The sequence below is a fragment of the Pseudomonas sp. 65/3-MNA-CIBAN-0223 genome (genome assembly GCF_040310425.1).
Lineage (GTDB): Bacteria > Pseudomonadota > Gammaproteobacteria > Pseudomonadales > Pseudomonadaceae > Aquipseudomonas > Aquipseudomonas gregormendelii.
Map to the genome: position 1 here is coordinate 284,071 of NZ_JBEOPV010000005.1, position 12,800 is coordinate 296,870.

General features: G+C 60.5%; 10 protein-coding genes. 5 read left to right on the plus strand and 5 right to left on the minus strand.

Annotated elements, in window-relative coordinates; genetic code table 11:
• Positions 1-44: 44 nt before the first annotated feature.
• The 4 genes from rsmA to AAEZ09_RS07990 are packed head-to-tail and all read right to left on the minus strand — an operon-like array spanning position 45 to position 5,941.
• Positions 45-863, minus strand: coding sequence for a 16S rRNA (adenine(1518)-N(6)/adenine(1519)-N(6))-dimethyltransferase RsmA (gene rsmA, locus AAEZ09_RS07975; protein WP_122841255.1), 819 nt, complete (start codon positions 861-863; stop codon positions 45-47).
• Positions 860-1,849: a 4-hydroxythreonine-4-phosphate dehydrogenase PdxA gene (gene pdxA / locus AAEZ09_RS07980; protein ID WP_045059970.1), complete on the minus strand. Its 990-nt coding sequence runs from the start codon at positions 1,847-1,849 to the stop codon at positions 860-862. The genes rsmA and pdxA overlap by 4 nt, the downstream gene beginning before the upstream one ends.
• The gene (gene surA / locus AAEZ09_RS07985; RefSeq protein ID WP_045059971.1) at positions 1,846-3,162 is read right to left on the minus strand and encodes a peptidylprolyl isomerase SurA; all 1,317 of its coding nucleotides are present in this window, start codon (positions 3,160-3,162) and stop codon (positions 1,846-1,848) included. The genes pdxA and surA overlap by 4 nt, the downstream gene beginning before the upstream one ends.
• The gene (locus AAEZ09_RS07990) at positions 3,143-5,941 is read right to left on the minus strand and encodes an LPS-assembly protein LptD (protein WP_045059972.1); all 2,799 of its coding nucleotides are present in this window, start codon (positions 5,939-5,941) and stop codon (positions 3,143-3,145) included. Before AAEZ09_RS07990 ends, surA begins: the two co-directional genes overlap by 20 nt.
• Before the next feature lie 130 nt (positions 5,942-6,071).
• Here AAEZ09_RS07990 and AAEZ09_RS07995 point away from each other — a divergent pair, with 130 nt between their 5' ends.
• The 3 genes from AAEZ09_RS07995 to AAEZ09_RS08005 are packed head-to-tail and all read left to right on the plus strand — an operon-like array spanning position 6,072 to position 8,528.
• Positions 6,072-7,091 carry an aminoglycoside phosphotransferase family protein gene (locus AAEZ09_RS07995; RefSeq protein ID WP_350598941.1) on the plus strand — a complete coding sequence of 340 codons (1,020 nt, stop codon included), beginning with the start codon at positions 6,072-6,074 and terminating at the stop codon, positions 7,089-7,091.
• Complete coding sequence (gene murU, locus AAEZ09_RS08000) at positions 7,088-7,759, plus strand: N-acetylmuramate alpha-1-phosphate uridylyltransferase MurU (RefSeq protein ID WP_205893518.1); 672 nt, start codon at positions 7,088-7,090, stop codon at positions 7,757-7,759. The genes AAEZ09_RS07995 and murU overlap by 4 nt, the downstream gene beginning before the upstream one ends.
• A gap of 1 nt (position 7,760) precedes the next feature.
• Positions 7,761-8,528 carry a DnaJ domain-containing protein gene (locus AAEZ09_RS08005; RefSeq protein ID WP_045059975.1) on the plus strand — a complete coding sequence of 256 codons (768 nt, stop codon included), beginning with the start codon at positions 7,761-7,763 and terminating at the stop codon, positions 8,526-8,528.
• 5 nt (positions 8,529-8,533) lie between these two features.
• On the opposite strand, the gene AAEZ09_RS08010 is transcribed toward AAEZ09_RS08005, so the two are convergent.
• Entirely contained in the window at positions 8,534-9,520 is a 987-nt protein-coding gene (locus AAEZ09_RS08010) for an alpha/beta hydrolase family protein (protein ID WP_350598944.1), read from the minus strand.
• A 73-nt stretch (positions 9,521-9,593) separates the two neighbouring features.
• Here AAEZ09_RS08010 and AAEZ09_RS08015 point away from each other — a divergent pair, with 73 nt between their 5' ends.
• Positions 9,594-11,990 (plus strand): PAS domain-containing sensor histidine kinase, encoded by a 2,397-nt coding sequence (locus AAEZ09_RS08015; RefSeq protein WP_045059977.1) that lies wholly within the window; start codon positions 9,594-9,596, stop codon positions 11,988-11,990.
• A gap of 143 nt (positions 11,991-12,133) precedes the next feature.
• A complete protein-coding gene (locus AAEZ09_RS08020; protein WP_350598946.1) occupies positions 12,134-12,775 on the plus strand; it encodes a response regulator in 642 nt (213 codons plus the stop codon).
• The last annotated feature ends 25 nt before the right edge of the window (positions 12,776-12,800 follow it).

A 12,800-nucleotide genomic window follows, 5' to 3' on the forward strand; every position in this document is an offset into this window, starting at 1 on the left:
TAGTAAACCAGACTGGCGTCCTACCCGATAGCGCTCATCGCTGGTCAGTCGGCAGCAGGTGCCTGGGGTACCTGCTCGCTGAGCTTGTCGGCCAGGCGCACGAAGGCGGCCAGGTCGAGTTGCTCCGGACGCAGGCTGCCATCAACGCCGGCGGCTTCGATTTCGTCATTGCTCAGCAGCAGCTTGAGGGTGTTGCGCAGGGTCTTGCGACGCTGGTTGAAGGCTTCGCGAACCACGCGCTCCAGCAGCTTGTGGTCTTTTGCCGGATGCGGGAGCACCGCGTGAGGCACCAGACGCACGATCGCCGAATCAACCTTGGGCGGCGGATTGAACGCGCCAGGGCCGACATTGAACAGATGCTCGACCCGGCAGTGATACTGAACCATGATCGACAAACGGCCCCAGTCTCCGCCCCCCGGGCCTGCCGCCATGCGCTCGACCACTTCTTTTTGCAGCATGAAGTGCATGTCGCGGATCAGGTGGGCGTTGTGTAGCAGGTGGAAGATCAGCGGGGTAGAGATGTTGTAGGGCAGGTTGCCGACCACACGCAGACTGGCAGGCGCTGCGTTCAGGCTGTTGAAGTCGAACTTCAGTGCATCGCCCTGGTGCAGGTTGAAATTGCTCTTGCCGGCAAACTGCTGGTTGAGGATCGGGATCAGGTCCTTGTCCAGTTCCACCACGTCGAGCTGGCCGCCGCTGCTGAGCAGGCCTTGGGTCAGCGCTCCCTGGCCGGGGCCGATTTCCAGCAGGCGATCTTCAGCCTTGGCATGGATGGAGCGCAGGATGCGGTCGATGACGCCGGCATCGTGCAGGAAGTTCTGGCCAAAGCGTTTGCGCGCCTTGTGTTGGTAATGCTCGGTCATATACGGGTCTCGGCCATCTGGTAGGCGGTTTCCAGGGCGACTTGCAGGCTGCCGGTGTCGATTTTGCCGCTGCCGGCCAGGTCCAGGGCAGTGCCGTGGTCGACCGACGTGCGGATGATCGGCAAGCCGAGGGTCACATTGACTGCCGCGCCGAAGCCTTTGTACTTGAGCACCGGCAGGCCCTGGTCGTGGTACATCGCCAGCACTGCGTCGCAGTGCTCCAGATATTTGGGGGTAAACAGAGTGTCGGCGGGAAGGGGACCGCGAAGGTCCATACCCTCACCGCGCAAGCGCTCTAATGTAGGTTCGATGATGTCGATTTCTTCATGGCCCAGGTGACCGCCTTCACCGGCGTGCGGGTTGAGCCCGCAAACCAGGATGCGTGGCTGGGCGATGCCGAATTTCTCTTTCAGGTCGGTGTGCAGGATACGTGTCACGCGCTCCAGGCGCTCAGGCGTGATTGCGTCGGCAATCTCGCGCAGCGGCAGGTGAGTGGTGACCAGCGCCACGCGCAGGCCACGGGTCGCGAGCATCATTACCACTTGTGCCGTGTGGGTCAGGTCAGCGAGAAATTCCGTGTGCCCGGAAAAGGCGATGCCCGACTCGTTGATGACGCCCTTGTGTACCGGGGCGGTGATCATGCCGGCGAAATCCCCGTCCAGGCAGCCTTGGCCAGCGCGGGTCAGGGTTTCCAGGACGAAAGCGGCATTGGCCTTGTCCAGTTGCCCGGCAGTGACCTTGGCATTGAGCGGGGTGTCCCACACATACAGGCTGTTGGCTGGCGCCGGGGCGTCTGGCCAACTGTCCGGTGTCACTGCCAGCAGATTAACGGCCACACCCAGTTGCGCGGCCCGCTCAATGAGCAAGTCGCGGCTGGTGATGGCAATCAGGGGGTGTGGCTGGGCTTGCGAGGCGAGTAGCAGGCACAGGTCAGGACCTATGCCCGCCGGCTCGCCGGGTGTCAGCGCGAAACGTTTGGGGTTCACTGCGCTGCCTGGTCTGCACCAGGGAGTTTGATCTCGACGTACGCTTCGTCACGGATCTGACGCAACCAGGTTTGCAGCTCTTCGTCGTATTTGCGGTTACGCAGTACGGTCATGGCTTGCTGTTCGCGCGCCTGGTTGGTGCTGTCGGTAGCGCGGCGGCCCAGGACTTCCAGGACGTGCCAGCCATATTGAGTCTGGAACGGCTTGGACAGCTTGCCTTGTGGAGTATTGGCCATCACTTCGCGGAACTCTGGCACCAGGGCGTTCGGGTCGATCCAGTTGAGGTCGCCGCCGTTGAGGGCAGAACCCGGATCTTCCGAATAGCTTTTTGCCAGCTCGGCGAAGTCTTCGCCCGACTCGATACGGGTGTAGAGCGACTCGACCAGCGCCTTGGTCTTCGCTTCGTCACGGATCGGACTTGGCTTGACCAGGATGTGGCGTACATGCACTTCATCACGCACCTGAGCTTCACCGCCACGCTTGTCGAGGATCTTCAGGATGATGAAGCCCCCTGGTGTGCGCATCGGCTGGGTCACGTCGCCCACGGCCATGGTGCTCAGCATGCGGTCGAACGGTGGTGGCAATTGAGCAGCTTTACGCCAGCCCATGTCGCCGCCTTCCAGTGCGGTTTCGCTGGCGGATTTGGCGATGGCCAATTGACCAAAGTCAGCGCCTTGCTTGAGCTGCTGGTAAACCGAGTCTGCCTGCTTGGCAGCATTCTGAATCGCTTCAGAGTTGGCGCTTTCCGGTGTAGGAATCAGGATGTTGGCCAGGCGGAACTCTTCGGACAGCTGCATCTTGCCCAGGTCGGAAGCGAGGAAGTTCTTCACTTCCTGCTCGGACACCTGGATGCGCTCCGCCACACGGCGCTGACGCACGCGGCTGATGATCATTTCGCGACGAATCTGCTCACGTGCGTCGTCGTAGGACAGGCCGTCACGTGTCAGGGCGGCGCGGAACTGATCCACCGACATGTTGTTGCGCTGTGCGATGGTGCCGACAGCCTGGTTCAGTTCTTCATCGGTAATGCGGATGCCGGAGCGTTCGCCGATCTGCAACTGCAGGTTTTCGACGATCAGGCGCTCAAGAACCTGCTGGTCCAGCACACCAGGCGGCGGCGCGGCGGCGCCACGCTTGGCGATGGTTTGCTGAACTTCATGAACCCGTTGATCCAGCTGGCTCTGCATGACCACGTCGTTATCGACGATGGCCACCACTCTATCGATGGACTGCACCGCGGCGTTGGCCGCGGTACCCAGGAACAGCGCGCCCAGCATGAGCGGGCGCAGACAATCAGAAAGCTTGGTCTTCACGTTCACGATAACCTTGGATGCCTTTGTCGAGGAAGCTCTCTACTTTGGCGCCGGTGAGGCCGCCGAGTCCCTTCAGAACAATTTGGAGGAAGACGCCATGGTCGCCTTTTTCGTTTTGCGGAGCGTCTTGACTGGTTTCGTCGTAGTCAACCCAGTAACGGTTGATCACGCGCAGTTTCCAGCAGCAGTTGTCGTACTCAAAGCCACCAAAGGCTTCCAGGGTACGGTTGCGGTTGTAGTCATACTGCCAGCGGCTGATAGCGTTCCATTGCGGCACGATCGGCCAGATAACCGAGAAGTCGTGCTGCTGGATCTTGTAGTAGTCCTTCACGTAGCCCGGCGTGCCAGGGGTTCCGTAGTCACCGCCACCAACCTGCCATTTACCGGAGGTTTGGTCGTAACGAACCTGGTCATTGCGATAACGATAACCGGCGTTGATGACCTTGTTCGGGTTGTCTTCAGGCTGGTAATGGAACATCGCGCTACCCGAGCGAGGGCTGCGGCTGTCCGGGTCCCAGTTGTAATCGGCAGTGGTGCGCCAGTCACGGTTCCAGCGGTATTCGTATTCCAGTGCGTAGGGCGAAACATTGGATCTCGCGTCATCACGGGTCTTGGCATCGATACCCGGCAACTGGACTTCACGGTCCTTGAAGTAGAGCGCCTGGCCGACGCTGATACGCTGACGTTCAAAGCCGTTTTCTTCGATCCAGCGGCTGGTGACGCCCAGGGACAGTTTGTTTTCGTCGCCGACCCGGTCGGAGCCGGAGAAGCGGTTGTCACGGAACAGCGACGAATAGTTGAAGGTATATTCGCTGGTGTCGAAGACAGGAATATCTTCCTGATCCGTCTCAGGCACATATAGATAGAACAATCGCGGTTCAAGAGTCTGGTTGTAGTTCTTGCCAAACCACGTGGTTTTGCGATCGAAATAAAGGCCGCTGTCAATACTAGCAATCGGCACGCCACGGTTCTGATTGGTGTCGAAGGTGCCGTTGAGCTTGTCCTGTTCCGCATTCTGGGTGGCAATTTGAGATTTGCCGATACTGTCCAAGTCAAGTTGATACTGGGTGTACTGATACTTCAGCGTTGGCTTCAGGAAACCGTATGACCAATCCAGTGGCAAGCTGACGGCAGGCGCCAAATTTAAACGATCGCCGGTAGCGCGGGCGAGGCCGGTAACATTATTGTCCAGACGGGGAGTCACAACGCCATCTTCGTCCGAGAAATCGCCGTTTTTCAAATCACGGTCGAATCGCACGAGTTCAGTGTCATAGGTGAAATTCAGGCCGCCTGGAGTATAGGGCAGCGCACCGTTGAAGGTGATCTGCGGCAAACGGTCGTACGGAGTGATGTCCGACACAGTAGCAAGTTGATAAGCCTGAGCGTTCACGCGAGCGGTATAGCTATCACCGCGGTACGTCACCGACCCCTGCTGATTCACATAATCCGCGCTTTTCACGCCAATCTGGTCAGTCTGCAGATCCTGGAAGTAATAAGGATCGCTGATCTTGGTGTAATCGACCTGCGTGAGAACACGCGAGTCGAGGCCGCCCTTGTGCTGCCAGTTGTACATGTAGCGGGTTTTTTCGTAGTCGGTCTGTTTGCTGCGCTCGGTGTCGTCGTCGTTCAGGTACGCGGCGCCGAACTGTCCTTCGCTGGACGGCGTCAGGTAGCGGAACTCGCCTTCCATCAACAGGCCGCGCTTGCTCATGTAGCGTGGGTACAACGTGGCGTCGTAGTTCGGTGCCAGGTTGAAGTAGTACGGAGTTACCAGCATGAAGCCGGTATCGGTGCCCGTGCCGATGGTCGGCGGCAGGAAGCCGGACTGGCGACGGTCGTCGATCGGGAAATAGATGTACGGCGTGTACAGGACCGGAATGTCCTTGACCCGCAAGGTCACGTTGGTCGCGGTACCGAAGCCGGTGGCCGGGTTCAGGGTGATGTTATTACCCTTGAGCTGCCAGGCATTGCTGTTCGGTTCGCACGTGGTGTACGTACCGTCCTTGAGGCGGATGATCGCGTTTTCGGCACGCTTGGCGTACAGGGCGCTACCGCGGATACGGGATTTGTGCAGAACGTATTCGGCGTTGTCGACCTTGGCTTCACCGGTGTCCAATTGTACATCGGCGTGATCGCCAACGATCAGGGCACCATTGTCGCGAATGCGCACGTTGCCGCTCAGCTCACCGCGGCTCTCGGCCTGGTACAGGTTGGCTTCGTCGGCTTCGACCTGCATGCTGCCCTGGCGCATGACGACGTCACCGGCCAGTGCTGCAACCTGTTCTTCCTGCTTATAGCGAGAGGCCTTGGCGCCGATAAAGGTCGGGGCGTCACTTTTATTCGTCTTGTCATTCATGCCAGGACGAGTGGGTTCGATATAGGAACCCGAGCAGTAAGGGCCGGTTTCAGCCAATTGCGCTGCGGTGAGGTTCTCGCGCGGAACCCAGTCGAGGTGACTGTAGTCTGCACTGCGAGACTTCAGGCCGCGGCCCTTGGCTTCGGTCACCAGTGCCGGTTTGGCGCCGGTGTCGTCGCTCGTACCGCTGTCGGCAGGCGTCTCGCCGCTTGCACTTACCGCGCTGCCGTCATGGACGGGGCGAGGTGGCAAAGCAGCGGCTGGGGATTTTGGCGCACAGTCCCAGGCACCCGAAGCAGAGACTGAGCAGTCATACTGTTCCGCGGCGACCACGAACGAAGTGGCTAGAGGTTGAAGGGCCAGCAGACTGCCGGTAACCAACAACGGAAATTTTTTACGAAACGCGGGGGATTTCAATGCCATCTTATTAGTCCGGGCTTCCTGCGTGCCATCTGCCCGCGGTGTGGGCCGCACGCCTCTCGATGGTCTGAAAAAGATGCTGGATAATAAAGCATGACCCGCTTGACGGCTAGCGCCGTCGGAGACCCTTGCAATGCCTGACCAAGATGTACGTTTGCAACACCTGAAAGTTTGGCTCGAAGAACAGTTGGCCACCCTCTTTGCAGAGCAGGGCTGGGGAGCCGTACCCCCAGCCACGTTGACTGCGGCCAGTAGCGATGCGAGTTTTCGGCGCTATTTCCGCTGGGAGGGCGCGGGCCGCAGCTTTATCGTGATGGATGCGCCGCCGCCCCAGGAAAACTGCAAACCCTTCGTTGACATCGCTTTTTTGCTGGCGAAATCCGGCATCAATGTGCCGAAAATTTACGCCGAAGACCTGGAACGCGGTTTTCTTTTGCTCAATGACCTGGGCAACAAGACCTACCTGGACGTGATCGACAGCGAAAATGCCGACGATTTGTTCAAGGATGCCTTGCAAGCCTTGCTGGCCTTTCAGCAACTGCCAATGGTGGCGCCGCTGCCAAGTTATGACGTGGCCTTGCTGCGCCGTGAGCTGGAGTTGTTCCCGGACTGGTATGTGAAGCACGAACTGGGCGTCGAATTCGACTCCACCCAGCAGGCACTGTGGCAGCAGGCCAGCGACCTGTTGATCGACAGTGCGCTGGCGCAGCCAAAAGTCCTGGTGCATCGCGACTATATGCCGCGCAACCTGATGCTCAGCGAACCGAATCCCGGCGTGCTGGATTTCCAGGATGCGGTCTACGGCCCCGTCACTTATGACGTCACTTGCCTGTTCAAAGACGCTTTTCTCAGCTGGCCCGAAGAACGCGTACGCGGCTGGCTCGAAGATTACTGGCAGCAGGCCGGTGCCCTGGGCATTGCGGTGCAATCGGACTTCGAAAGCTTCCTGCGCGCCAGCGACCTCATGGGCGTGCAGCGTCATCTGAAGGTCATCGGCATCTTCGCCCGCATCTGTCACCGTGATGGCAAACCCCGCTACCTGGCCGACGTGCCGCGCTTCTTTGCTTATATAGATGCTGTGGTCGCTCGCCAGCCGGAACTGGCGGATCTGGGTGCATTGCTTGATAGCTTGCGTGCCGGAGTTCAAGCATGAAGGCGATGATTCTCGCGGCAGGCAAGGGCGAACGGATGCGCCCGCTGACGCTGACCACTCCCAAACCGCTGGTGCGTGCCGGCGGCATACCGTTGATCGAATATCATCTCAAGGCGCTGGCGATTGCCGGTTTTACCGAGATTGTGATCAACCATGCCTGGCTCGGCCAGCAGATCGAGAACTACCTGGGTGACGGATCGCAATACGGCGTGCGGATTCACTACTCGCCTGAAGGCGAACCGCTGGAGACCGGCGGCGGCATCTTCCGAGCGCTGCCATTGTTGGGTGACGACGCTTTCCTGGTGGTCAACGGCGATATCTGGACCGACTATGACTTCAGCGTGTTGAAACACCCCATCGACGGGCTGGCGCACCTGGTGCTGGCGGACAACCCCGCGCATCACCCTGCCGGGGATTTCAGCCTGCGCGACGGGCTGGTGCGCGACGGGCAAGCAGATGATGCGACGCTGACCTACAGCGGGATTGCGGTGCTGCACCCGCAGTTGTTCAAAAATTGCTCAGCGGGTGCGTTCAAGCTGGCGCCGTTGCTGCGCGCGGCCATGACGCAGGGGCAGGTGACTGGTGAACGCCTCGATGGACGCTGGGTAGATGTCGGCACCCACGAGCGCCTGGCAGAAGTGGAAACCTTGATAGAAGCGAGTCGCTGAGATGCTGTGGCCAGGGACTCTGATTGGAGCCGGGGCGGGCTTTGCCATCGCCAGCATTCCGGGGGCCATGCTCGGCGCGCTATTGGGGCAGGCGCTGGACCGGCGTCTACAGCTGCAGAGCTGGGGACACTTGCGGGAAAAGCTCGGCGGCCGGCCAGTCCTGCGCAACGATGAACTGCTGTTCATCCTGCTCGGGCGGTTGGCCAAATGCGATGGACAGGTGGTGGCAGGTCACATTCAGCAGGCCCGAGAGGAGATGCGATCGCTGGAAATGACCGAGTCCGCGCAACGCCGGGCGATTGTCGCATTCAATCGCGGCAAATCAGGACATGACCGGCTGCGCGGATACCTGCAACGCCTGAGCGCCCAACCTTTCGCTGCCGAAGGCGTGTTGCGCGCCTGTTGGCGCATGATCTGGGCGGATGGGCGTGCCGGTCGCAGTGAGCTGGAGCTGATTGCCCAATGGGGTCGTTGGCTGGGCTGGACGCCACAGCAGGTGCAGGCCCTGGCGAGCGAATATGAACCGCAGAAACGACCTGCGATCAGCAGCGCGCTGACCTATCAGGACGCGATGCGGCTGCTGGGGGTGTCGGCTACCAGTGAGCCGGCGCAGATCAAGCGCGCCTACCGTCGTCTGCTGAGTCGGCATCATCCGGACAAGATCGCCGGCAGTGGGGCAACCACGTTGCAGGTGCGCGAGGCGACGGACAAAACCCGCGAGTTGCATAACGCCTACACGGTAATCCGTCAGCGTCGGGATTTTCGCTAGCGTTTTCATCCCGCCGGCTGAGGGCTCAACCAACCCCGCACCCGGCGGACCAGCTGCTCTTGTTGATCCTTGGCATTTCCTGGCAAGGCTTTCAACGAAACCTGGCTGAACGCTGCCGTCTTCAGCCGCTTGCTCGCCTGCAATCGCTTGAGCGCTTCATCGCGGTCCAGCGGCTTGTCCATGTAGAAAATATCTGCGGTGGGCAGTTTGACCGTCGAGGTCAGCTCGACCAGCTCGGGCTTGGTGGATGCCGGCGTCTTGACCGCGACCATTACCAGCTTCTCGACCTGCGGTGGCTGCTTCTCGCTCAGGTATCGGGCTGCCCAGTAGCCGCCGGTGCCATGTCCCAGCACGACGATGCTGCGAGCGCTTTGCCCTTCGGCGTAGGCCACTGCCGCGTCTATTCGCGCGAAAATCCGTTCGGCATCGACCCTTCGCTGTTCGTCGACGCTTTCGACCACAGCCTTGTCTGCCACATCGGCCTCGCCGCCGGCGGCCTGTTCGATGGGCGTGGAAGTGGTCGAATCCTTGGTCCCTGTGTCAGGGGCCTTGATCGCCGGGGGCACTTCGAGGACGCGAGGGGCAATGGCGTCGCTTTGCAGGTCTGGCAAGGTGATACTCAGGGTGCTCCAGCCGGCATCCGGTAATTTACGACGCAATGGGCCGATCGCTTGCGGTGAGTCAGCTGTCTCGCCGACGCCCGGGACGATAATCACCGCACCTTTGGGCTCTGCAGTATTCGCCGGTTTCCACAGCGCCAGGAAGGTCTCGCTGCCCGCTTGCAGCTGTTGCTGTTCCTGAGCGGGCAAGGTGCGTTCGAGTGCGGCCGCGTCTTCCTGACTACGCTCAAGCAGCGGTTGGCGTTGCGTTGGCGCAGATGCAGCAGGGGAATCAGCAGCAGGGGCCGGGTCAGCCGCGTTGACGGAAAACGCGCAAGGCAGGATCAGCGACAGGCACAATGCTGGCAGTGCCAGGTGGTAGACAATGGGCATCGGATATTCCAGGCCAGAAGTGATTCCGGCAGCCTAATGGGTTAGTCAGTATTTGTCAGTGTGTGGGGCTTTAATGATGGTTGTGCGCTGCCTGTTAATGATTGCCTGTCTGTGCTTTTCCCTGGCGGGTTGGGCGGCCTCCGCGCCTTCCGAGCATCTTGCGCAACTGTCGCCGGCGCAGCGCCAGTGGTTGGCCAGTCATGGCGAGTTGCGCGTCGGGGTGGTGCTGCAAACGCCTTATGCCCAATACGATCGGCGCTTGCAGCGGCTGTCCGGGGTCAATGTCGAGCTTATGAAGTGGGTGGCCAAATCCCTCAAGGTCGAATTGAGCTGGCGCAATTTCCCCGACCTGGCGCAACTGGAGGCGGCGGCCCGAGAAGACGAAATCGACATTGCCCCTGGGCTGACGCAAACCCCGGGAGGTCTGCGGCTATGGCAGTTTTCCGACCCTTATATGCGGGTGCCCCAGCTGGTGGTCAGTGATCAGAAGAGCGCTGGCGTGGTAGAGCTGGAAAAACTCGATAGCCAGACCCGGGTGGCGGTGCGCATGCCAGGTGCGACTGCTGACTACCTGCGCGGCAATTACCCGCATCTGAATTTGCAGGGTGTGCCGATCGAGCGCCAGGCCTTGCAACTGCTGCTGAGCCAGCAGGCCAGCTACGCAGTAGTCGATGAGGCGCAGCTCGGTCGATTGTCCGCCGAACCGGAGTTTGCCGGACTGGTGGTGGTGGGTGACATTGGCTTGCCGCAGTTGCTGCGGGTTGCGACCCGCCGTGACTGGCCTGAACTGGCAGGCATCGTCGAGGCGGCGTTGCGGGCGATACCGGCCAAGGACCTCGAACAGTTGCACAACCAGTGGCTGCAGCCCAAATACCCTCGGCTGGCCGAGTCGCCAGGCTTCTGGCAAAACCTGTGTCTGTTGTTTGCGGTGCTGATGTTCAGCAGCATGGCCATCGTCTTCTGGCAACGGCGCCAACAGCACAGCCTGGAGCAGCGGCTGGTCGCGGCGCGTGAAGACATTGCCTTGCGTGCGGCCAGCGAAGAAGCGCTGCGGCTCACGCAGTTTTCCATCGATCAAAGTACGGTCGGCATTCTGTGGGTGAATTGGGACAGCCATGTGCGCTATGCCAACCGTGCAGCCGAGACCATGCTGGGCTATGCCGCCGGCGGAATCATTGACCGGCCATTGATCGATTTCGAACCCGGCCTGCACATGGATCGCTGGCTGAACCTGTGGAAGCGAGCCCGTGCCAGCGAGGAGGGGCCGCAAAGTTTCGAAACCAACTGCGTGCGGGCGGACGGCAGTATCTTGCCAACGGACGTGTCGTTGAGCTTCCTGCGATTTCGCGAAGGCGAGTACCTGGTGGTTTACCTCAACGACGTCACTGAACGTCGCCGTGCCCTGGCCGCACTGCAGGAAAGTGAAGCGCGGCTGCAGGGGATCGCCGCCAACGTCCCGGGATTGGTCTTTCGCCTGGAGCGGGCGCCGGTGACAGGGCAGATCGACTTTGCCTACATCAGTGAAGGCAGCGAAACCCTGGTCGGTTACTCCCCGGCGACTCTCGCCCATCGCGACAAGGGCCTGCGCAGCCTGGTGCATCCGGATGACAAAGCCAGCTACCACAGGACCCAGGACCTGGCGCTGGACACCGACAGCGACTGGTCATGGCAAGGACGAATTCTTACCCGCCAGGGCGAACAGCGCTGGGCCGAGATCAAGGCGATTACCCGTCGACTGGAAGACGGCGCCTACGTCTGGGATGGCATCGTCTGGGACATCAGCGAAAGCAAGCGCATCGAACTGGAGCTGGCCAGCTCGCGCGAGCAGCTACGGGAGTTGTCCGCGCACCTGGAAAGCGTGCGGGAAGAGGAGAAAGCGCGAATTGCCCGGGAGGTCCACGACGAGCTGGGGCAAATGCTCACCGTGCTGAAGCTGGAGACCTCGATGTGCGAACTGTCCTACGCGCAGCTTGATCCTGGCCTGCAGGATCGCTTGAACAGTATGAAGCGCCTGATTGCACAGTTGTTCCAGCTGGTTCGGGACGTGGCGACAGCGTTGCGCCCGCCAATTCTCGACGCCGGGATCGCTTCGGCGATTGAATGGCAGGCCCGGCGCTTCGAAGCGCGCACCCATATTCCCTGCCTGGTGCAGGTGCCGGACAACCTGCCAGTGCTCAGCGACGCTATGGCCATTGGACTGTTCCGGATCCTTCAGGAAGCGTTGACCAATGTCATGCGTCATGCCCAGGCGCATACTGTCGAACTGACGCTGGTTCGCGAGGGCAACGAGTTGCTCATGACGGTCAGCGATGATGGCGCAGGATTTGTCGCCTCAACCGGTCGGCCTACTTCCTTTGGCGTGGTGGGCATGCGCGAACGGGTGTTGATCATGGGCGGCGAGTTGTCGCTTGAGAGTGAGCCGGGTGAGGGTACGACGCTGATGGTGCGAGTGCCGCTGGATGGGGCCTGAAGGTTTGTGTTGTCAATGATGAAGCCTTCGCGAGCAAGCCCGCTCCCACAGCAGTTGGAGTGTAATAGAGATCTGTGCCTCGACCCGGTCTCCCTGTGGAAGGGGTTTTGCTCGCGAATGATCCTGGATCTGAAACAAGAAGAATGGAGAACAATGTGATCCGTGTACTGGTAGCCGAAGACCACACCATTGTCCGCGAAGGCATCAAGCAGTTAATCGGCCTGGCCAAGGACTTGCTGGTGGTAGGGGAGGCGAGCAATGGCGAGCAGTTGCTCGAGACCCTGCGTCATGTTCCCTGCGAAGTGGTGCTGCTTGATATCTCCATGCCCGGGGTCAATGGGCTGGAAGCCATTCCGCGGATTCGCGCGCTGAACAATCCCCCGGCCATCCTGGTGCTATCGATGCATGACGAGGCGCAAATGGCTGCCCGCGCTTTAAAAGTAGGCGCGGCAGGCTACGCGACCAAGGACAGTGCCCCGGCGCTGCTGCTGACGGCCATCCGCAAGGTCGCAGCGGGTGGGCGCTACATTGACCCCGACCTGGCTGACCGAATGGTCTTCGAGGTGGGGCTGACCGATTCGCGGCCGCTGCATTCGCTGCTGTCAGAGCGTGAATTCTCGGTGTTCGAGCGCCTGGCCCAGGGCGCCAACGTCAACGACATTGCCCAGCAACTGGCGCTGAGCAGCAAAACCATCAGCACCCACAAGGCGCGGTTGATGCAGAAGCTCAACATCACCTCCCTGGCGGAGCTGGTGAAATATGCGATGGAACACAAACTCCTCTAATTGCGCTAAACCCCGTAGGAGCTGC